At 31.5% G+C, this 21,581-nt stretch carries 23 protein-coding genes and 1 riboswitch; of the genes, 18 read left to right on the top strand and 5 right to left on the bottom strand.

What is annotated here, in order from left to right; all coding sequences use genetic code 11:
* Positions 1–96 precede the first annotated feature (96 nt).
* Complete coding sequence (locus ACWJJ2_RS05415; protein ID WP_462953338.1) at positions 97–1,515, bottom strand: IS1182 family transposase; 1,419 nt, start codon at positions 1,513–1,515, stop codon at positions 97–99.
* A 623-nt stretch (positions 1,516–2,138) separates the two neighbouring features.
* Between ACWJJ2_RS05415 and speE the strand changes: the two genes are divergently transcribed.
* The 3 genes from speE (at position 2,139) to ACWJJ2_RS05400 (ending at position 4,465) form a co-directional block, all read left to right on the top strand.
* Positions 2,139–3,011, top strand: a complete 873-nt coding sequence (gene speE, locus ACWJJ2_RS05410) for a polyamine aminopropyltransferase (RefSeq protein WP_165414534.1) — start codon at positions 2,139–2,141, stop codon at positions 3,009–3,011.
* A gap of 238 nt (positions 3,012–3,249) precedes the next feature.
* Entirely contained in the window at positions 3,250–3,978 is a 729-nt protein-coding gene (locus tag ACWJJ2_RS05405) for a hypothetical protein (RefSeq protein ID WP_216303689.1), read from the top strand.
* A gap of 262 nt (positions 3,979–4,240) precedes the next feature.
* Positions 4,241–4,465 (top strand): alpha/beta-type small acid-soluble spore protein, encoded by a 225-nt coding sequence (locus ACWJJ2_RS05400; RefSeq protein WP_165414532.1) that lies wholly within the window; start codon positions 4,241–4,243, stop codon positions 4,463–4,465.
* A 158-nt stretch (positions 4,466–4,623) separates the two neighbouring features.
* Here the strand turns inward: ACWJJ2_RS05400 and ACWJJ2_RS05395 are convergent, their stop codons facing one another.
* On the bottom strand, positions 4,624–5,091 hold the full coding sequence (locus ACWJJ2_RS05395; protein ID WP_216303688.1) for a GreA/GreB family elongation factor: 468 nt from the start codon (positions 5,089–5,091) through the stop codon (positions 4,624–4,626).
* Positions 5,092–5,525: 434 nt separating this feature from the next.
* Between ACWJJ2_RS05395 and ACWJJ2_RS05390 the strand changes: the two genes are divergently transcribed.
* From ACWJJ2_RS05390 to ACWJJ2_RS05375, 4 genes are all read left to right on the top strand, one after another.
* Positions 5,526–6,887, top strand: a complete 1,362-nt coding sequence (locus ACWJJ2_RS05390) for an MATE family efflux transporter (protein ID WP_216303687.1) — start codon at positions 5,526–5,528, stop codon at positions 6,885–6,887.
* Positions 6,888–7,163: 276 nt separating this feature from the next.
* Positions 7,164–8,381, top strand: coding sequence for a quaternary amine ABC transporter ATP-binding protein (locus ACWJJ2_RS05385; RefSeq protein WP_216303686.1), 1,218 nt, complete (start codon positions 7,164–7,166; stop codon positions 8,379–8,381).
* Positions 8,350–9,192 carry an ABC transporter permease gene (locus ACWJJ2_RS05380; protein ID WP_216303685.1) on the top strand — a complete coding sequence of 281 codons (843 nt, stop codon included), beginning with the start codon at positions 8,350–8,352 and terminating at the stop codon, positions 9,190–9,192. The genes ACWJJ2_RS05385 and ACWJJ2_RS05380 overlap by 32 nt, the downstream gene beginning before the upstream one ends.
* Positions 9,193–9,333: 141 nt before the next feature.
* Positions 9,334–10,233: a glycine betaine ABC transporter substrate-binding protein gene (locus ACWJJ2_RS05375; RefSeq protein ID WP_216303684.1), complete on the top strand. Its 900-nt coding sequence runs from the start codon at positions 9,334–9,336 to the stop codon at positions 10,231–10,233.
* Between the two features lie 108 nt (positions 10,234–10,341).
* Here the strand turns inward: ACWJJ2_RS05375 and ACWJJ2_RS05370 are convergent, their stop codons facing one another.
* Together ACWJJ2_RS05370 and ACWJJ2_RS05365 are read right to left on the bottom strand one after the other, a co-directional pair.
* Complete coding sequence (locus tag ACWJJ2_RS05370; RefSeq protein ID WP_216303683.1) at positions 10,342–10,668, bottom strand: hypothetical protein; 327 nt, start codon at positions 10,666–10,668, stop codon at positions 10,342–10,344.
* A 180-nt stretch (positions 10,669–10,848) separates the two neighbouring features.
* Positions 10,849–11,157, bottom strand: coding sequence for a hypothetical protein (locus ACWJJ2_RS05365; RefSeq protein ID WP_462953949.1), 309 nt, complete (start codon positions 11,155–11,157; stop codon positions 10,849–10,851).
* A 333-nt stretch (positions 11,158–11,490) separates the two neighbouring features.
* On the opposite strand from ACWJJ2_RS05365, the gene ACWJJ2_RS05360 reads away from it, so the two are divergent.
* The 8 genes from ACWJJ2_RS05360 to ACWJJ2_RS05325 all read left to right on the top strand — a co-directional run bounded on the left by ACWJJ2_RS05360 (position 11,491) and on the right by ACWJJ2_RS05325 (position 16,805).
* Complete coding sequence (locus tag ACWJJ2_RS05360; protein ID WP_462953948.1) at positions 11,491–12,003, top strand: RNA polymerase sigma factor; 513 nt, start codon at positions 11,491–11,493, stop codon at positions 12,001–12,003.
* The gene (locus ACWJJ2_RS05355) at positions 12,000–12,458 is read left to right on the top strand and encodes a hypothetical protein (protein WP_462953947.1); all 459 of its coding nucleotides are present in this window, start codon (positions 12,000–12,002) and stop codon (positions 12,456–12,458) included. Before ACWJJ2_RS05360 ends, ACWJJ2_RS05355 begins: the two co-directional genes overlap by 4 nt.
* Positions 12,439–12,969 carry a hypothetical protein gene (locus tag ACWJJ2_RS05350; RefSeq protein ID WP_462953946.1) on the top strand — a complete coding sequence of 177 codons (531 nt, stop codon included), beginning with the start codon at positions 12,439–12,441 and terminating at the stop codon, positions 12,967–12,969. The genes ACWJJ2_RS05355 and ACWJJ2_RS05350 overlap by 20 nt, the downstream gene beginning before the upstream one ends.
* A complete protein-coding gene (locus tag ACWJJ2_RS05345) occupies positions 12,962–13,267 on the top strand; it encodes a LiaF transmembrane domain-containing protein (RefSeq protein WP_462953945.1) in 306 nt (101 codons plus the stop codon). The genes ACWJJ2_RS05350 and ACWJJ2_RS05345 overlap by 8 nt, the downstream gene beginning before the upstream one ends.
* Positions 13,268–13,547: 280 nt before the next feature.
* Entirely contained in the window at positions 13,548–13,676 is a 129-nt protein-coding gene (locus ACWJJ2_RS05340) for a hypothetical protein (RefSeq protein WP_258280698.1), read from the top strand.
* Positions 13,677–13,756: 80 nt separating this feature from the next.
* The gene (locus tag ACWJJ2_RS05335; protein ID WP_165414791.1) at positions 13,757–14,305 is read left to right on the top strand and encodes a ParB N-terminal domain-containing protein; all 549 of its coding nucleotides are present in this window, start codon (positions 13,757–13,759) and stop codon (positions 14,303–14,305) included.
* Positions 14,306–14,461: 156 nt separating this feature from the next.
* Entirely contained in the window at positions 14,462–16,024 is a 1,563-nt protein-coding gene (locus tag ACWJJ2_RS05330) for a hypothetical protein (protein ID WP_216303678.1), read from the top strand.
* A gap of 64 nt (positions 16,025–16,088) precedes the next feature.
* Entirely contained in the window at positions 16,089–16,805 is a 717-nt protein-coding gene (locus ACWJJ2_RS05325) for an FG-GAP-like repeat-containing protein (protein ID WP_216303677.1), read from the top strand.
* A 46-nt stretch (positions 16,806–16,851) separates the two neighbouring features.
* On the opposite strand, the gene msrB is transcribed toward ACWJJ2_RS05325, so the two are convergent.
* Complete coding sequence (gene msrB, locus ACWJJ2_RS05320; RefSeq protein WP_220286891.1) at positions 16,852–17,307, bottom strand: peptide-methionine (R)-S-oxide reductase MsrB; 456 nt, start codon at positions 17,305–17,307, stop codon at positions 16,852–16,854.
* A gap of 246 nt (positions 17,308–17,553) precedes the next feature.
* Here msrB and ACWJJ2_RS05315 point away from each other — a divergent pair, with 246 nt between their 5' ends.
* The 3 genes from ACWJJ2_RS05315 (at position 17,554) to ACWJJ2_RS05305 (ending at position 21,580) form a co-directional block, all read left to right on the top strand.
* The gene (locus tag ACWJJ2_RS05315) at positions 17,554–19,617 is read left to right on the top strand and encodes a penicillin-binding transpeptidase domain-containing protein (RefSeq protein ID WP_220320302.1); all 2,064 of its coding nucleotides are present in this window, start codon (positions 17,554–17,556) and stop codon (positions 19,615–19,617) included.
* 77 nt (positions 19,618–19,694) lie between these two features.
* Positions 19,695–19,875, top strand: a riboswitch (cobalamin riboswitch).
* Positions 19,876–20,037: 162 nt separating this feature from the next.
* Positions 20,038–20,598, top strand: a complete 561-nt coding sequence (gene cobU / locus ACWJJ2_RS05310; RefSeq protein ID WP_165414029.1) for a bifunctional adenosylcobinamide kinase/adenosylcobinamide-phosphate guanylyltransferase — start codon at positions 20,038–20,040, stop codon at positions 20,596–20,598.
* 34 nt (positions 20,599–20,632) lie between these two features.
* Positions 20,633–21,580, top strand: a complete 948-nt coding sequence (locus ACWJJ2_RS05305) for an ABC transporter substrate-binding protein (RefSeq protein WP_216303674.1) — start codon at positions 20,633–20,635, stop codon at positions 21,578–21,580.
* Position 21,581 lies beyond the last annotated feature (1 nt).

The following is a 21,581-nucleotide window of genomic DNA, read 5'->3' as shown; positions in this document are numbered from 1 at the left end:
ATTTATAGTATAAAAAGCCACCTTTATGCAGGTGGCTTTCAGGTTGTTTACAAACCCAGTATAATTTTTTTATTATACTGGGCTTTTTACATGCAATTATGCGATAGCATTTTGAGTTATGGATAAATGTAAAATAACAACTATCTTCTTAGTTAGAAAATCAAAAAACAGTAAAGATAGCAGGCTAGCTATCTTTTTCATATTCTGCACTGCTGCTGTAAGCAGACACTGCTCTTGCACATTTTCTAATCCACGCATATGGCAATAGCGAAGCCCATGCAGTTGTTTTGAATCTGCGAAGCTTCGCTCTATAGTTTCTTTTCTTCTTCTATATATATTTCTGCCTTTATCTGTTCTGGTGAACTTTACAACATCTTCTTTATACGTTTCCCAAACATGTCTTCTAATAGTTTTAAACTTGCTTTTTGCAGAAAAGCATTGAGCTCTATTTGGACATATCTCGCAATATTTTGCATTACCAACATATTCTTTATATCCTTCTCTTGTTGTCGTTTTATAATGTAAAGCCCTTAGGTCAGGGCATACGTAAATGTCCTGTTCTTTAAGATATTGGAATTTATTTTTTGTGTACATTCCTTTTGTATGTGGAGACCTACGGTATCCCATTACAGATTTTAATTCCCTCTCATATAGTTCTTTACATATAAGATTTGTAGCATAACCAGCATCTGCACCAACATATTTTGTATTAAAATTAAACTTTTTTATTTGCACATCTAATCTATCGATATAAGGATCAACATCATTTATGTTTCCAGGAGTAACATACACATCAGTAATTATATTATGTCTGCTATCGACAGTTCTGTGATCTAAATATGAGAAGCCTTCCGGCTTGCCATCTCTCATCATATATCCACTGTCAGGGTCGGTTGTGCTAACTTTAGTTTCTTTTATTTTGGTGACAGGTTCTTTTTCCTTTAAAGGTTTTTTACCATGGTTTATTCTATCTTCTTCCACTGCTTTATTAAGTTCAGCTACATATTCTTTCGGCGTTTTTTCAACTTCAATTTTCACAAGCTTTCGCTTATTAGCATTTGCTTTTAGGTGTGTAGAATCTGTGTAAAGTATTTTACCGGTTACCATCTTAAGATTTATAGCCTTAAATACTACTTCGTCAAATATTTTTTGAAACACATCTGTACCTTTAAACCGTCTACGTCTATTTTGGCTAATTGTTGAATGATCTGGAATAGGATCAGTAAGACTTAGTCCTAGAAACCATCTATAAGCCACATTTACTTCAATGTCCTTTACAAGTTGTCGTTCAGATTTTATTCCAAATAAGTACCCAATAAACAGCATTTTAAAAAGTATAATAGGATCTACGCCAGGTCTTCCATTATCTAAGCAGTAATATTTTTTAGTCAGTTCTCTTATAAAAGAGAAATCCATGTATTTATCTATATTTCTCAGAATATGGTCTTTAGGAACTAAATCTTCTAAATACACCATTTCTAGTTTTTGTTGTGTAAAATTCTTTTCATTAATCATAATAATGCCCTCCGAATTATAAAGTTTGTATACTATATATATTCGACATTGATGTCCTAAAATCCTTTTTGAATATAAAAAAAAACACTCCAATTTTAAATTAGAGTGTTTTACATTTTATGTTTGTCAACGGTCTGAAAGCCACCTTTATGCAGGTGGCTTTTGTTTCTTTTGAGTTATCACTGCCTTTTTCATCATTTAGTTTAATTTCTATTTATTTTCGTCTCCACAGTAGCAACATCTACATCCTCTAGTTTGTGCAAAACAATATAATTATCTTCTGTTATTCTTTTTTCTTAATTATGGTTTAAAAAGGATTTTAGAAAAAAATAACATTATATTAATATTATTAACCTAATTATAATATTCAGCTTTTTTTCTTGAGTGACCATTGGATAACTTTCAGTTAGCTATTATGGGTTGATGGAGATTTAAATAGAATAAGATATTGTGGTGTTGGGTTATCATTAGCATATCCAAGTTGAACTTTCGAATATCTATGATATACTTGAAGTGGTGGCTTTCGGAGATACAAAAGAAAACATTAAAGCTGTAATTGTTGAATTAACTATAATAGAGTTGCATCTTTACAAGCTTAAATTTATTATAATGGAGGAATTATTATGAAAATGGATGAATTGCCAAAGTATTTTAAAAAAATTGATAATGAACTGTGGTTTGAGGAAGTTGAAGTTGAGAAAAAAAGTTTGAAAATTACTTACAAAATTAATAAATGTTTTTCATATAGCAAATCGCCCTATCAAGAGGTAGCTTTGATTGATACTGTGGCATTTGGTCCATGTCTTGTGCTTGATGGGTCAATGCAGACTACTTCAGCAGATGGTTTTATATATAATGAAATGATTACTCATATTCCAGTAATCACACATAAAAACCCACAAAACGTATTGGTAATTGGTGGAGGAGACTGTGGAGCGGTACGAGAATTATCAAAGTATAAAGGACTTGAGACAATTGACATGGTTGAGCTCGACGAAGTAGTAACAAAAGAAAGCATAAAATTTCTTCCGGAAATAAGCGGAGGCGCAGGTTTTGATAAAAGAATCAATTTTAAATTCGGAGATGGAGTTGAATACGTAAAGAAGACCGATATTAAGTATGATATAGTCATGGTCGATTCACCAGATCCTGAGGGTCCTGCTAAGGACTTGTTTGGAGAAGAATTTTATAAAAATGTAAAAAGAACATTAAAAACTGATGGAGTAATGGTATGTCAAAGTGAATCTCCAATGCTTCATCGTAATATAATTGAGAATACAAGAAGGATATTAAAGAATAACTTTAAAATTGTAAAAACCTATATAGCGTTTGTTCCAACTTATCCAGGTGGATTATGGAGTTTTACAATGGCTTCAGATGTTTATGATCCTAGTAACATGGACGTAAATAAATTGCCTCTTGAAACTCGTTATTTAACAAAGGAGATTGCAAAATCTTGCTTTGATCTTCCAAATTTCATAAGTGATCTAAAATAGAAAAAGCTGAGCTTAAAAGTTTAGAGACTACAATTGATTAGGGTATAGACATGAAGTCTGTATCCTTTTTAATGTGATGGTTAAGGAGGGTTTAAATTATGCCAATCTGGGTGTCGTTTTTAATTGGGTTTATTATAGCAATTGTATTTAGCATTTTTATTAAAAAAAACAAATAACTTTTAAATAATTATGATTATAAAGTTATCACTATAAAAGCATATGCGAGGAGAAAAAACAAATGAAAAAGTCAGTAAAAGCACTTGTAATCTTATCACTCATAGTACTATTAGTTATAGTAGTAAGTATATACAGAATAGTCTCAACACCACCATCACAAGTATCATCAGAAGCTGCAACAGGAACACCAGAGCAAATAGCGGATAAAAGGATTTCAGATGCGAAAATAGTAGCGGATAAAAAAATAGCAGATGCAAAAATAGTAGCAGATAAAATAATAGAAGATGCAAAAGTGGCGGAGGAAAAAAAAACATCGGATTTAAAAGCAATCGAGACTAAAAAAATATTAGAGGCAAAGTCTCAGGGTAATCAACTTAAAGAAGATGAATATAAAAGTTATAGTAATGAAAAATTTTCATATTCAATTATGTATCCTAATGATCTTAAAGTAGTTAATGATACTGCAAATGGTAATATATTTAAATCTGACGATGGAAAGGTTTATTTGCAGGTATATGGAACTAATAATGCACCAAATGATACTATTGATTCAATATACAATAAAGCAATTAAAAATAATAATATGTATTATAAAGCTAAAGGTGGTAGTTGGTTTGTAATATCTTATACTGAAGGTGACGAAATAGTATATCAAAAAAAAGTAGTAGGAAAAGCTTCAACAAATACTTTTATTTTTAAATTTCCAGCAAATGAAAAGGACAAATATACTAAAGTTGTGGATAGGCTTGAAAAAAGTTTCAAGACATCTTCTACTGATAAAAATCATTAATGGTAGAGTTGATAAGCCGCATAAAAAAATAGATAACTATTATAAATAAATATAATAGAAAAAGGAGATAATTAAAGTTATCTTCTTTATTTTATTTCAAACACAATCAAAATTAATAAACCTAAATAAAAATTTTAAAGATGAATTAATGAATAAAAAGTTCGTTTTAAAAAATACTAGTTGTAGATATACAAGGTTGAGATCAAAATTATTACAATATATCTTGGGTATTTACAATATAAAATTATATGGAGGTAGTAAAATGACTAAAAGAACATTAGTACCAGAAGCAGCGGGAAAACTTCAAAAATTTAAGATGGAAGTAGCACAAGATATGGCAGTAGATAATATTGAAAGCAGAAATGTAGATATGGGCGATGTGCCAAGTAATATTGTAAATAAAATAAAAAATTCAGGTAATGTCGGCGGAGAAATGGTAAAGAGAATGGTAGAGGCAGCAGAAAAAAATATGGTGGATAATAAGTAAAGGGTGTCGTGCATCCGTATGAAGTTTCTCCGCCGTGCCTTGAAATAAGGGTTTGAAATGTGAATTCATAAAAGCAATGATAAGGGGTAATTTTAAATTTACAAAACAAGAATTAATAAAAAAAATTTAAGCAGAGAGTGATCTCTGCTTAAATTTTTTTACTCGTAAATTTTTTCTATACTTACTTCATAATTGCCTTCAGGAGATATAACAGAGCACTTTTCTCCAAGTGCCTTTTTATATATTGCCATTCCAAGAGGGGATTCAATACTTATGTTCATTAAATCAGGGTTGGTCTCTACTGTTGATACCAGGTGTATGTTCTCAATATCACCTGTGTCAAGAAATTTAATATCAGCCTGACCTCCAAGACCTAATTGGTCGTCACTACTGTAATCATCTACGACTGTAGAGTTCCTAAGTAACTCTTGAACTGCAATTATTCTATCATTATTGGTTGCTTCCTCATCTTTAGCTGCATCATACTCTGCATTCTCACTTAAATCGCCATGGCCCTTTGCTTCTTTAATTGCGGCTGTTATTTCTCTTCTTTTTTCTCCTGTGCGAAAGGATAATTCTTCCTCTAATTTTATTACTCCACTAGGTGTTAATATTGTATTTTTCATAGTTTTGTCACTCCTAACAATTTTTGCGTATATGATTCTGTCTTCTATTTTAAAATAAATTAGACATATCAAATTTTTTTAAATATAGAGAAGACAATAAAGAATTATTATATCACATTTTTGGACAATATATTAAATGTAATTTTGAAGTTAATGTTTATTTAAATGTATTCTAATAAACATTACAAACTATATTTATAAAAACTGCAATATATTTTGTTGTTAATGAGCCCTGAAGTAGATTGAATAATTTAGGCTTGCAGAATAAGAAAAAATGTAGAACATGTGTTATACTAGAAAATAGGTATATCAATGGTTAATGCCGCATATCTAAACATATGTGACTCAAATAGAATAATATAAAATTACTGGAAATTGTAAAAGTTTCTTACTGACATTTTAAATTTATATTTTTAGTATGGAGGAATGTTTTTATGAATCAAACAAAAGAATTAGGAACAGAAAGTATAGGAAAACTACTGGTTAAGTTTTCGGTGCCAGCTATAACAGGGATGATTGTAAATGCGTTATATAACATTGTAGATCGAATGTATATAGGGCATATTAAAGGGGTAGGATCCTATGCACTTTCAGGACTTGCTATAACGTTCCCCATATCAGTTATTATAATGGCTTTTGGAATGCTTATTGGGATAGGTGCTAGTGCAGTTATATCAATAAAACTAGGAGAAAAAAACAAGGAAGCGGCAGATAATATTTTGGGAAATGCCTTTATACTTATAACGATAATATCATTAGTGATTAGTATACTTGGAGTTTTGTTTTTAAATAAACTCCTAATCTTATTTGGAGCAAGTGAAAATAGTATCCCCTATGCAAAAGCATATATACAAATCATACTTATGGGAGCTGTTTTTCAAAATATAGGATTTGGTATTAATAATATAATTAGAGCAGAGGGTAATCCTAAAATGGCAATGCTTACAATGGTATTTGGTGCAATTATTAATATTATATTAGATCCAATATTCATATTCGTTTTTGATATGGGAATTCAAGGTGCTGCAATAGCAACCATAATTTCTCAAGCTTTTAATACTATATTAGTATTGAAATATTTTACATCTAAAAGCAGTGGAAGCGTGCTAAAAATAAAGAAAGCCAATTTAAAGCTGCATAAACATATTATAAAAGATATTTTTGCTATTGGCATGGCTCCTTTTTCTATGCAAATTGCATCAAGTTTTGTAATTATTTTATATAATAAAGGTCTTTATTCTTACGGAGGGGATCTTGCAATAGCTGCAATGGGAATATTAAATAGTATATCAATGCTTATTTTTATGCCTATATTTGGTATAAGTCAAGGGATTCAGCCTATAATAGGATATAATTATGGGGCTAAATTGTATCCAAGGGTTTTAAAGGTTTTAAAGCTTGCCATAACTTTTGGCACTTGCATTGCTATAATTGGATTTATAGGAGTACAAGTATTTGCGAAGCAGCTTATTGGCGTATTTGTAGGTAATAATACTGACCTAATAAATCTAGGTGCACGTGGAATTAGAATAGACTTAATCTTTTTACCTATATTAGGGTTTCAAATTTTAGGGGCAAGCTATTTTCAAGCAATAAATGAGGCAAAAACCTCAATGATTTTAAGCATATTAAGACAAGTCATAGTACTAATTCCACTTATTCTTATACTTCCATTATTTTTTAAATTGGATGGATTATGGCTTTCACAACCTTGTGCAGATTTGATCGCAACTGCACTAACCGCATTCTTCTTATGGAAAAGTATTAAAAAACTTAAATGTAAAAACATTGTATAGAAAAACAACAAATGTAACACAATAACAAAATAGATCCAACAAAAAAAGGTGTTTATAAAGAACACCTTTTTATGTTAATTATTTTTAATAATTCAGGAGGTTGAATAAGTATGCAAATACCTTATTAATAGCATATATGTAATATAATAGGAGAAATGCGATTGTCGAAAACTTGTATTTACTGTCGAGGTCTAGTACAATGTAAGAATATCGCTTAAATCTAAAGGGATGTGTTTACAAATAATACATAGATTAAATAATCAAAGAGGTGAATAAATGTTGAAAATTGAAGTTAAAGGTTTGACCAAGATTTTTGGTAAAAACCCTAAACAAGGAATAAAGCTTTTACAAGAAGGAAAAACAAAACCAGATATCTTAAAAGAAACAGGAATGACTGTAGGTGTAAATAGGGTATCGTTTGAAGTACACTCTGGAGAAATTTTTGTCATTATGGGATTGTCAGGAAGTGGGAAGTCCACCCTTGTTAGATTGATTAATCGTCTAATCGAGCCAAATGCAGGTAGTGTGTTAGTGGATGGTGAGGATTTGGCGAAAATGGATAAACATAAATTAAGAGAAACTAGAAGAAAGAAACTAAGCATGGTTTTTCAAGGATTTGGATTATTTCCCCATCGTACTATTTTGGAGAATGCCGGATTCGGATTAGAAATACAAGGTATGGATAAAAAAGAAATTGAGGAAAAAGCCCTCGAATCATTACAATTGGTAGGGCTTAAAGGATACGAGGATCAATATCCTAGTCAATTATCAGGAGGGATGAAGCAAAGAGTAGGTCTTGCAAGGGCTCTAGCTAATAATCCAGATATTTTATTAATGGATGAAGCCTTTTCAGCACTAGATCCTTTAAACCGTAAAGAGATGCAAGATGAGCTTATAGATTTACAAGCAACCATGCATAAAACAATTATATTTATTACGCATGACTTAGATGAAGCACTTAAAATTGGAGACAGAATAGCAATTATGAAAAATGGATTAATAGTGCAGGTTGGTACTCCAGAAGAAATTATGACAAATCCTGCTGATGAATATGTTAGAAAGTTTGTTGAGGATGTAGATAGATCCAAGGTTTTTTCTGCACAACATGTTATGAAACGCCCAGAGACCATAGATGTAGAAAAACATGGTCCACGAGTTGCATTAAAACGTATGAGACAGGCTGGAATTTCAAGTATCTATGTTATTAATAAAAACAAAGAGTTCTTAGGAGTTGTAACTGCAGATGCGGCAGCTGAAGCAGTGAAAAATGGAACTAAAGATATTTATGATGTTATGATTACGGATGTTCCTGTAGTTCTTCCAGATTTGTCATTAAATGATTTGTTTGAGATAATACACGATTCTCCTGTACCAGTAGCTGTTGTTGAAGAAAAAATATTAAAAGGAATTATAGTTCGAGGTGCAGTATTAGCGGCTCTTGCAGGAAATGAGGTGAATAACGATGAAACAAATACCAACGATACCAATAGTTAAATGGGCTGACATGCTTGTAGCATGGTTAAGAGATAACGCTCAGTGGTTTTTTGAACCAATTAAAGATATTCTAAATGCTGTTGTAAATGGGTTAAGTGACGCATTAATAGCTATCCCTCCAGTGGTTTTTATACTGATTATCGTAGCATTAACTATATTTATAACTAAGAAAAAATGGGGTTTATCTATATTTGCATTATTGGGGTTGCTATTAATCCTAAATCTTGGATATTGGGAACAAACCATGCTTACCCTTTCATTGATTTTGACATCTAGTTCAATATCAATTTTGATTGGTATTCCTCTTGGAGTTTGGATGTCAAAAAGCAGAATGGTGCAAGATATAGTAACGCCTATATTAGACATTATGCAGACTATGCCTGCTTTTGTTTATTTAATACCAGCTGTTTCTTTCTTTGGGATAGGAATGGTACCTGGAATTATTGCATCTGTTATATTTGCAATGCCTCCAGTTGTAAGGTTAACTAATTTTGGTATTCGCCAAGTTTCAACAGAACTTATTGAGGCAGCAGATGCCTTTGGGTCAACTCCTGCACAAAAATTATTTAAGGTTCAACTTCCGATTGCGAAAAATACAATTATGGCAGGGGTTAACCAAACAATTATGTTAGCACTATCTATGGTTGTTATAGCTTCTATGATTGGTGCTGACGGGTTAGGTGTTGAAGTCTTTAGAGCGGTTACAAGAAATGAAGCCGGACAAGGATTTGCTTCAGGTTTAGCTATTGTTATATTAGCGATGATATTGGATCGTATTACTCAAGCGCTAAATAAAAAACACACTACATAAGGTTTTAACGACATTTCAGAAGGAAAGTCTCCACTTCTATAATTGGGAGTGTAAATCTCCTTCTGAAGTTGTTAATATTGCAGCTTCGAAGAAGATGATTTAACGACATTTCAAAATAAAATAAAAGGAGTAAGTAAATTAATGATTAAAAATAATTGGAAACAATTTGGAATAGTAACATTTAGTCTAATAGCTCTGACTTTTGTAGGATGTAGTAGTAAAAGTGGCGAAGTAAAAAAGACTGATAATTCAAGTATTGAAAAACAATTAAATTATAAGATTACAGGTATAGATGCGGGCGCGGGCGTAGTGCAAGCTGCTGAAAAAGCTGTTAAAGACTATAAATTAGATTATAAAGTGCAAACTAGCTCAGGTGCTGCTATGACACAAGCACTTTCAGATGCAATTAAAAATAAGGAGCCAATTATAATAACTGGTTGGTCACCTCACTGGATGTTTAGTAAATATGATTTGAAATACTTAAAGGACCCTAAAGGATCTTTCGGTGGTGCTGAAAATATAAATACAATTGCACGCTTAGGATTAAAAAAAGATAAGCCAGATGCTTATAAAATTTTAGACCAATTTTCATGGACAGCTGATGATATGGAAGCTGTTATGCTTAAAGTTAACGAGGGTGAAGTTGTAAAGAAAGTTGCAAGACAATGGATTACTGACAATAAAGATAAAGTAAGTAAGTGGACAGCGGGTGCAAAAAAAGTGGATGGTAAGGAAGTCAAGCTTGCTTATGTTTCTTGGGATACAGAAATTGCATCTACTAATGTAATTGCATTAGTACTTGAAGATATGGGATACAAAGTTAGACTTACGCAAGTAGAATCAGGTCCTATGTGGGCGGCTGTAGCTACTGGAGATGTAGATGCTATTGTTGCAGCATGGTTACCAGGAACACACGCTAAATATATGGCTGACTACAAAGGTAAAGTTGAAGATCTAGGTCCAAACCTAGAGGGAGCTAAAATAGGGTTAGTTGTTCCTAAATATATGAACATTAATTCTATAGAAGATTTAGCTAAATAGATTATTTATTAAAAATAGGCCTTCAAAAGGCCTATTTTTTTACGTTATTAGATTCAGTGTATGTAGCAAGTTAGAGTGAGGTTAAATTGTCATCTCTAGTTCTACTTATTAATCTTTTCTGCAGCAATTCTTGTGAACCCAATTTTTATAGTCTTCTTGAAATCCTAAGTCAGTATAACAAATTAATTCTCCAGGAGAAATGGAATTAGTACATACCTGACAAGTAGAGTTATACTCAGCTGTCTTTGTAATCCCTAACCATAGGGGTTCATTAAGTTTTAAAAGTTCATGTTCTAGTTCATTATCTGTAAATTCCTTGCATACTAACTCACGTAAATAACCTGAAAAATTATTTTCTCCATGAGTTAATTTAGATTTTCGCAGTGCTAATTTATACACATGATCTGGCAGGTTAATTGATACTTTTTTACTCATTATTACTAACTCCTATAGTATTAATATCTACTGATATAATATGAGGGTTATTATAATTAGTGCACACTTTGTATCGAATATTGCCTTGGACGTGGTACTACTTTAAAGGTAATTATTAAAAAGTGCATAAGTAATCAATTAGAAGCAGATAGGATAGGGAACAACCTATATTAGTATTAACTACAAATTTGTTGTTGGGTATTTTTTTTCAAATGCAAAATCGGTTACTCTACTTAATAGATAAATAGAACTGCCCAAAAACCCGATCTGTTCACCAGTTAGTAAATTTAATATAGATAATATACCTAATAGTAGAAAACTAAATCCCGCTATAACAGTTGAAACTTTTTGTTGTTTTAGATATTTATTTAGTACATTCTTGTCTTGAATGTTCATTTCTAGTATTTTTTTTTTGGTATTATAAATTCCTAATAAAATGAGTGTTATTCCTAGAACTATTATAAGTGAACTCAGTGCTAATTTAAACATACTGTTACCTCCCATCATATAAATACATTTGCGATAGCCTGACAGAGCTATTGCTTATTAAATCATCTCCTGCGGAGCTGTATATTAACGACTTCAGAAGGGGATTTATACTCTCACTGAAGTTTTCTATTTGTTAGGGTAAGTAACGCCTACTTATAGTAGGTAACTCCCACTTATAGAAGTGGGAGACGTTCCTTCAGAAATGTCGTTAAATTGTACTTTATTTATATGGTAATTGTAACATTAATTTTAATAACATTACATTTTAAATGTTATAATTGAAGTGTTTTTTATTTCTCAATCGTTATATTAAGTGTAAGGGCAAAAAAGGGGGTGATGGTTGTTCAAAAAGAACAGTTTGCAAACTATATAAAACAATATGAACGTTTAATCATTACTATTTGTCTATCCTTTACAAAAAATTACTTTGATGCAGAGGATTTGGCACAACAAACTTTTTTGTCTGCATATATAAGCTTTGGTAAATTTGATGGGGTAAATTTTAAAGCTTGGCTTACAACAATTGCAGTGAATAAATGTAAAGATTTTCTTAAAAGTCCTGCAAGAAAAATTCACAGCATACCTGATGAAGATTTTGAGGGTATAAAGTATAAGGGGGAAACACCTGAGGAGTCGCTTTTAAAAAAACATAGTAGCGAAAGAATATATAGTTTATGTAAGAAATTAAAAGAGCCTTATAGGGCGGTGTCAGTAAACTATTTTTGTGAAGATGTTAAACTTTCTGATATGGCAAAAAACACAGGTCAAAGTTTGAAAACATTGCAAACACATCTTTATAGATCCAAAAAGATGTTGAAAGTTTTATGGAAGGAGGAGTTTATGTGAGTGGTACATTATTTAAAGAAAACGGACACTTAAGTAAAATATCAATAAAAGGGCTTAAAGAGGGATCTCTAAGTGATAATGAACTAATTTTATTATCAGAACATATTTGCCATTGTGAAGGCTGTGCTGATGCTTTAGCTAATAGTTTCGATGATAATGAACTTACTGATGCTCCTTTAGGATTTGAGCAGGAAATACTAAACAAAATAAATAAGGAAAAAGAAATTAATACTCAATTTATCTTTTATTCTATGAGGGTAGTAATGGCAGCAAGTATAGCATTAATGTTTGTTTTTTCAAATCCATTAAATTTTGTGGCCAATGCTAAAAGTGAAACACTGGAGGTAACCCCTATGAGTTTAAGTACCATAAACTCAATTAATGAAAGTCTTAATAATTTCTCGCAAAAAATAATTAACTTGGAGGTTTTTAATAATGAAAAAGGAAAAAAATAAATTTTTAACCTTTAGCTTTTCAATGTTACCTGGCGCAGGTCACATGTATATGGGATTTATGAAGATGGGTTTATCACTTATGACAGCATTCTTCTTTTTAATATTTCTTTCTAGCTGGCTTTCTATAGGGCCACTACTATTCGTTTTACCATTGATTTGGTTTTATTCGTTTTTCGATTGTATGAATAAACGTTATTCAACGGATGAGGAGTTTTTACTTTTAGAGGATAATTATTTATTTTCTCTCGATGAATTAGTGAAAATAGATAAAGGTTTATTTAAGAAGCACAGCTTGATTGCAGGGATATTACTAGTATTTACCGGAATTTATTTAATATGGAATAACATCATAAACAGCTTACTTGGACGTATGAACATGTCGGGCGAACTATATAGTCTTATTAATGATGTAACAAGAGTGGTGCCTCAAGTAATAATAGGTATTGTAATAATTGTTGTGGGTGCGAAACTTATTATAGGCAAGAAAAAAGAGTGTGATATGAATGATTAAGGGACGTAGAGCGGGAACATTTACTACTGGAATAGTTTTAGTTATATTTGGAATAATGTTTTTACTACGATTAATAAATCCAAGTATTAAATATTTACTAATAGCATCGATGTGGCCCCTAGTTTTAGTTCTACTAGGAATTGAAATTATTGTAGCCTACTTAATAAACAAAAAAGAAGCAATGAAATACGATTTTGGCGCAATAATACTGATAATAATGGTATCATTCTTTGCAATGGGTATGGGATGTATGGAGTATACAATTACTCACATTGAACAGTTTAGAACTGTATTTTAACGTCATTTTAGAAGCTGTGTAGCTTTGCAGGAGATGACTTAAGTTAAGAATCCCAGCACTTAAATATATTTAAGTACTGGAAAGTTTTGTTAAGTAAGTGGAAAATAGTAGTATAAAAAAATAGTTTAACCCCTAAAAGTATGCTATTTCCTGCAATTGTAGGGTTTGAATTGTAACTTTATGCATACAATGATATAATAGATGTATAGGTAAGAATAGTGATAAGTAATAGTTAAGATTTACAAATAAAATTTTTGAATTTACGAATGGGGTGAAGTCTGTGTTAGCTTATAATGAAAAAAATTCTACAGTTGAAAAATATCTAAAAACGTCTAACATAGTTATAGGTAAATTTACTTGCGTGAAAACTAATATGAAGTTAAATTATAATATAGTTAAAAACACCTAGAAAGGGCTATGAGCTTTCTAGGTGTTTTATTTTTGGAATTAAACAGCTAAAATATATACAATTAAAAGGAGAGTTTAAATATGAATAAGAGTGAGATTATAATTAAGGGATTACCTGTAAAAACAAATAGGTTAGAGAATGGAGATGTTAATTTACTATTTAAAATAGGAACTTATGATGATATGAATTCAATTTATAGAGTAATTGTCAAAAAAGATTATTGGAGAGATGCAGTAATAGGTATGAAGGATGTAAATTATTTTGTAATTAAAGGTGAATTAAAAGCGTGCGTAAATAGCAAGGGAACCCCTTTTATTTCAGTTGAAGCATCATCAATTAAAATATTCAATCTGTTAAAAGATGCGAATGGTCAAATAGATTTAAATTACGAAATGCCAATTGGAACAGACGAAATAATGGATATTTCAAAGTTAGTAAATGAAAATGAAGATTTGTCAATAAAACGTTCAAAAAACAAAGCAATAAATTATATGAAGAATAATAAAAAGTTTAACAAACCTATTGTTATTAAAAAAGGAAGCTTTGTAATTGTATCGGGCCATGATCAATATGCAGCAGCGCAAGAACTTGGAATAAATAACGTGCCAGTTTCATATGAAGAAAATTAGTAAGTCAAAATTATATTTTTATTTTACTATTTATATTAGTTTTTAATATTATCTACAGTCAGTGATGTGAATATGTTTGAACATAGTATGCAAACAGGCTATAATATATTAAATACAACATATTGTTTATTTTATATAAATGTTTGGAGGGAGAAAATGGTTTGCAACAGCTGTAAGAATGAATTTACTAATATTAATGGATTAAAATTTTGCCCATATTGTGGAGAGAAAATAGAAGAAAAAATAGATTTAGAAGATGAACGGATTACTAATAAAAATAATAACAGGGATAAAGAAAAGACAGTTGGAGCGGACAAAAAAGAGGAAAAACATCAGGAGACGATAGCGATGCCTGCAATAACTGAGGAAAACATAAAAAAGGATAAAAGGGATAAGTTTTTTGCTTATTTTAAAAAAACATTTGTGCATAGGAAAGTAATTATACCTATAATATCATTATTAGTTGTTACCTCAGTCGCAGTCTTTGCATACACAGTTTTTATTGTTAAACCAGTGGATGAAGTGAAAATAAAAGACGACTTGCTAGGAAAAGTAGTAACTCTTCCTAAAGGAACAGTAATAAAAATAAGCAAAAATGATATGAAAAGCTTTAAGATAAATAGTAGGAATACATATAAGGGCAAGGATGACATAAAAGTAGATTTAACTTTAAACAATGGCGCTATTGAGGCAAAGACTTCTTTGGCTCTAGTATATAATGATGAAGGAAAAAATCAATGGAAGATTAGCCCTAAAATTATAGTTGAGAGCGTTAATTCATTGAAACCGTTGGTAGGTATGAATGAAAAGAAGTTTTGGGTTGGATTAAAAAAATTAAGTATTAATATTGCAGATATACCAAAAGTATTAGGTGGACAAGATGTCACAAATCTTGGCATGGTTTCAAGAACACCGGATTTAGAAAACAAAAAAGAAGAAATTTTGGTGACAGCTTCTATAGACAGTGGACTTCTGGTTTCTACAGGAAAGATAAAGTGTAACCTTGTTTTTGAAAATGAAACTTGGAGAATTGATAACATTGAAGAAAACAGCGCAGAGGGATCTAAATTAGTCTTATCACCAACTTTTTCTGATGAAAAGGTTATTGAAACTATAAAAGAACAAGGAGTGGGAGAAACAGTATCCTATTCAAGTTTTTTTGGTGGCAAAGGGTTTGCTATAAATGATAGATTTACTAAGAGTATTAATATATCTGATAAAAAGTTTGATGTACAAAATGGAACATTAATTGTTAATGCTAAGAGGGAGAGTATAGTGGGAGAAATAAAGTTGGTATTATCAACTAATTATACTTTCTCAATATCTTTCGCCAATATATCTTTTTTAAACAGGTCAAAAACTACCGTTGATAGTGGGACAATAAACAATGTGCCTACGGAGATAATAGTACCCTCTATTACCAATGCCGAAATTGAAGGGAGTAATTTATTTTTCTGGTGGTCTAATAACCATAAAATAACAGCTAAAGAAGCGAAGACCTTTAAATCTAATGAAATATTGTCTAAGAAGGGATTAGATAATATAAAATATGTTTATGGAAGTATTACTTATAAAGATGAGAAAAAGAATGAAAACAAAAACGTTTCTTTTGTAGCGCTTTATTTTCTTGTTTACGATGCTGACAAGGGATATAACTGGAAATTAGATAAATTAGTTGGCGAAGATTCGCCCAATTACAAGGCTTATAAAAATCAATAAATGGAACAATTTATTGCTTGGCTCATAAGATATTTTATAAATCTTATAATGCAAAGGAGCAGTTATGTATAATAGATATAATAGGATAAATCCGAGCATTGTTAGTTATGCAAGTGGAGATGTAAATGGTGATGGAATAACAGATGCTGTGTACTTAACAGGTATAAAGACACCAGATAGTCCATATACTCAAAATATCGTCCTTGTAATTCAAGATGGAATAACAGGTGATTTTGCTAGTATACCACTTAGTGAAAATACAGGATACAATCCTACACTATTTTTGGGGGATTTTACTGGAGATGGTGTAGATGATATTTTAATAAGTATTGCAACAGGTGGTAGTGGTGGAATAATGTACTATTACATTTACTCGTTTATTAACAATGAAGCAAAATTACTATTTGACTTTAATGTATATAATGAGCAATACAAATACGATGTTACTTATAAAGACAATTACAAGGTTGAAGTTATCAGTAAGAAAAATAACCAAAAATACATTATAGATATATCCAACAAGGACGCCGATTATTTAAATGAAATATACGACGAAAACGGAAAGCTAAAGAATCCAATCAACGGATTCGTTGATCCTATAAGCGGCTTATATCCTGTGGATTTTGATTCAGATAAAGTATATGAGCTATTGGGTTATCAAAAAATAGCTGGAAGATACCATGCAGACTCCTTAGGATATGTTTTAAATACTTTAAAATGGAAAGATAAGATATTTGCTTTGGATAATCAGCAAGTAGCTATTAATGGATTACAAGTATAGGTATACTTGTAACGACAGTTTTGGAGGAGAGCGAGAAACGCTCTCCTTATTTATTGAATAATTCTAAGTAATCTCCATATCCTTCATCGCAGAGCTTATGAATTGGTATAAACTTTAGTGAAGCACTATTTATGCAATATCTTAATCCACCCTGGGAAATCGGACCATCGTTGAATAAATGTCCTAAATGACTGTCACCATATTTGCTCCTTACTTCTGTTCTCATCATACCATGGGTTGCATCCTTATTTTCTTTAACGTTAGCATCCTCAACAGGCTTTGTAAAACTAGGCCACCCACAACCTGAATCAAATTTATCAAGAGATGTAAATAAGGGCTCTCCACTATTAATATCTACATAAATGCCTTCTTCTTTATTATTCCAAAATTCATTTTCAAAAGATTTTTCTGTGCTGCTTTCCTGACTTACTTCAAACTGAATTGGAGTTAAGATCTTCTTTAGTTCTTCTTTACTTTTTTTAGTATAAACTTTATTATCCATAATAATGCCTCCTTAATAATGAGTATAATATTTATTGCACCAATTAATAGTTATTATATACTAAATACATTATAAGCAACAGGGGTAAAGATGTGTTGAAAATAGTATCCTGAGGGTATTAATTCTCTAGTTAATATAATTTATTTTATAATATATTTGTTTAATATGCAAAAAAATAAACTTTTAAAAATCATACTATTTAATTATACGGTTCAAGTGTTATAATAAGTAAGGGGTGGTAAAAAAATGTCGAAAAAAAACTTAAAAGTAGTACTTTTTACAACGATAGGGATTATATTAATAGTAATGGCAGTATTTATGTTTAATTTTTTTACAAAAGTGGATAGTGCAACAAAAACATTTGATACATATAAGAACAAGTGGGTAAAGCAGGATTTCAAAACAATGTATAGCATGCTTTCAGTTAAAACTAAGGAAACAATAACTGAAAAGGAATTTGTAGACAAATACAATGCTATTTATAGTGGAATAGAGGCTAAAAGTATATCTATTAATGTGGAGAATGAAGATAAAATTAAGGAAGGAAATAAAAAAGCTATAAATATACCATTTTCTATAGTTATGGATACTGCAGCAGGGCAATTAAAAATGCCAGGCTACCAGGCTACTATGGTGAAGGAAGAAGTTAACAATAAAAAGCAGTGGACATTAGTTTGGAATGAGAAAATGATATTTCCTAGTATGGAAGCGGGAGATAAGGTTAGGGTAGAGCCAGAAGTGGCTATACGTGGAGAAATTTATGATAGGAGTAAAAAACCACTTGCAATAAATGATTTAATTGTTACGATTGGAATAAAACCCATTACATTTATTAAAAATAAGGATGCTAATATATCGCAGATGGCTAAGATACTAGATATTGATGCTTCGGTTATAGAAAATAAACTAAAGGATAATGAAAATTCTGATCAATTTATACCGATTATTAACATATTGCGTAGTGAAAAAGTAAAAATAGATGGAGTTATGAAGCTTGATGGGGTAATCCCGAACAAGACTAAAGGTAGAGTATATCCAGGTGGGGAAGCTTTGGGGTCGCTTATAGGATACATAAAGCCGATAACTGCTGAGGAACTACAAAAGAATTCTAGTAAAGGGTATAACTCATTTAGTTTAATAGGAAAGGCAGGTCTTGAACAGGTTTATGAGGACAAGCTTAAGGGTGAAAATGGGGCAACAATATATATATCAAAACAAAATAATAACAATAAGGTTGTAATTCTTAAAAAAGAATCAAAAGCAGGTGAAAATATAACATTATCAGTAGATAGTGAACTACAGAAGAAAATATATGAAGGGATGAATAAAGAGCCGGGAGCCAGTGCAGCAATAAATCCAAAAACTGGAGAGGTATTGGCTTTAGTAAGCTCGCCGTCATATGATACAAATGCAATTACTACTTATGTTTCTAATACCCAAAAGGCAGAATGGGAAAAAGCAGGGGATCCATTTAATAATAGATTTAAGGCTGTATATTCTCCAGGGTCTACATTTAAACTGATAACGGCTGCAGTTGGGTTAGAGCAAGGGAAGATAAAACCTAGTGAACTTATTAACATACCGGGAAACGAATGGCAACCGGATAAATCATGGGGACTCAATAAGGTTACTAGGGTTGGTGAACCGAGAGAGTCAGTGAATTTACAGGATGCATTTGTATACTCTGATAACATATATTTCGCAAAGGCAGCTCTTAATATAGGTAAAGAGGAATTTATAAAAGGATGCAACAATTTTGGAATAGGTCAAAAGCTTCCAATAAATTATCCAATAGCAAATTCACAAGTAGCCAATGGTAACAACATTAAGAATGATGTAGCATTAGCAGATACTGGTTATGGTCAAGGGGAGGTCCTTATGAGCCCACTTCACCTTGCACTATCGTATAGCGCAGTTGTTAACGATGGAAATATTATGTCTCCAACTTTAGAAAGTTTGAATGAAAAGGTAAAGGCTAAGGTATGGAAAGCTAATGCAATTTCCGCGGATAATATAAAATTTGTAAAAGATGGTCTCACTGGAGTTATCGATAACCCAAATGGTACAGGTCATGCGGCAAAAGTTGATGGGCAAGCTCTCGCGGGTAAAACTGGAACAGCGGAACTTAAGAAAGATGACAAGGATAAAGCTGCAGAAGAAAATGGATGGTTTATATGTATGGATACAGTTAATCCTAAAATAGTAGTATCAATGTTAATGGAAAACGTTAAAGAGAAAGGTGGAAGTCACCATGTGGTACCTATTGTAAAAGGAGTAATGGAATATTACTTAAATAAAACACTGAAATAGCGTTAGAAAGTAGGTAGAATGATTTACATTGCTTTAATATTTTTTTGATGTTACAATAAAAATAGTCAACTTAATAAAAATTAAATATTGTTTTAGGTGCCTTGTAACAGGGGTTAAAAGGGAAAGTGACTAAAAAACCACTGCAGCCCACCGCTACTGTATTAGAGGATGAAATCCAAAGAACCATTGGGAAACTGAGAAGGTTGGAGAGTAAGATGATGCTAAAGCCAGTAAACCTGCCTATTGCTTGAAATTTTAGTCTTCGGAGGGAGGATGAAAAATGCGTGATTTAACAATAATATTGGGTTATCCAATATATGAAAAATTTAATTGCATTATTCCACATCCTTGAGATGTGGTTTTTTTATTTTCTGATTTTTTTACATTAGAGCATATTATTAAAATAATAAGGAGCATACTATGAAAAAAATTATACTTATAACAGGTGGCGCAAGGAGTGGGAAAAGTACATATGCTGAGAAGCTAGCCAAAGAAGAGAAGGGCAACGTACTTTATATTGCAACTTCAATTCCGTTTGATGATGAAATGAAGGACAGAGTAAAAAAACATAAAGAAAGAAGACCAGCTAATTGGTATACCTTTGAAGGCTATAAGAATTTAAAACAGGTATTCTATAACGAAGAAATGCAGTTTGATACGATTTTATTAGATTGTATTACAATAATGACTACAAATCTTATGTTTGATGAAGCGGGGGATAATTTCGATGATCTTAATAATCAAGCTATAAGCGCAATGGAAAAAGGGATTTTACAAGAGGTAGCAGTATTTCTTGACGAAGCAGAAAAAAACTTAAAAACAATAATTCTTGTAACTAACGAAATTGGCTCTGGAATTGTACCAGAATACAAGATGGCAAGGGTTTTTAGAGATATTGCGGGTAGAGTTAATCAGTATATTGCATCAAGGGCTCAGGAAGTTCACATGGTGGTTTGTGGTATCCCAATTAAAATTAAATAAGTAATTAAAAAATTAAAATTTATGGAGGCAACTTATGTTTAAAAGAAAAAGTATAATAAGTCTAGTTTTAGCTGTTTTTGTTTGTGTTGTATTTAGCGCGTGTGGCAGCAAAGGTGAGAATAAAGGGTCGCTTAATACTACTAAAAAGGAAACTAACGCTGTAGTATATCCGCTAAAGGTAGTTGACTCATATGATAGAACGGTTATCATTGAAAAAGAACCTAAAAGAATTATTACAATTGCACCAAATATAACAGAGGGAATATATGCACTTGGTAAAGGAAGCAGTGTAGTTGGTAGAAGTGATTACGATGATTACCCAGCTCAGGCCCTTAAGGTTACATCTGTTGGTGACTTATTGCAACCAAGTGTAGAGAAAATTGTTGAATTAAAACCTGATGTAGTTATTGTATCAGCTCTTTTTGATAAGGCTATTATTAAAAAATTAGAGGCTCTTAATATAAAGGTTGTAGCGCTTGGTGGTGAAGAAAATTTTAATGGTGTGTATGACACAATGTCAAAACTTGGTCAGGTTGTAAATGCTAGTGGGGAAGCCCAGACAATAGTATCAGATATGAAAAGGAAAGTTGCAGAAATAACTGATAAGGTTAAGGATGCTAAGAAGCCAACAGTGTACTATGTAGCAGGATTTGGCAAGAGTGGTGATTTTACAGCAGGAAAAGATACATTTATAGGTAGTATGATAGACATTGCTGGCGGAAAAAATGCTGCGGGCGACGTAGTTGGTTGGAACTACAGTGTAGAAAAGCTTGTAGAAAAGAATCCTGATGTGCTAATTTGTTCAAAGCTCTATGATTCAAAAAAAGGTATAAAAGCTACCAATGGTTACAAAGATTTGAATGCAGTTAAGAACGGCAAATTATTGGAGATTGATGAAAACATTATTGTTAGGCAGGGACCGAGACTTGCAGAAGGACTTGAAGCAATTGCTAAATTAGTTCATCCTGAACTTTTTAAATAAA

This window comes from Clostridium sp. CM039 (genome assembly GCF_055081075.1).
This window is presented reverse-complemented; position numbering and strand designations above follow the sequence as displayed.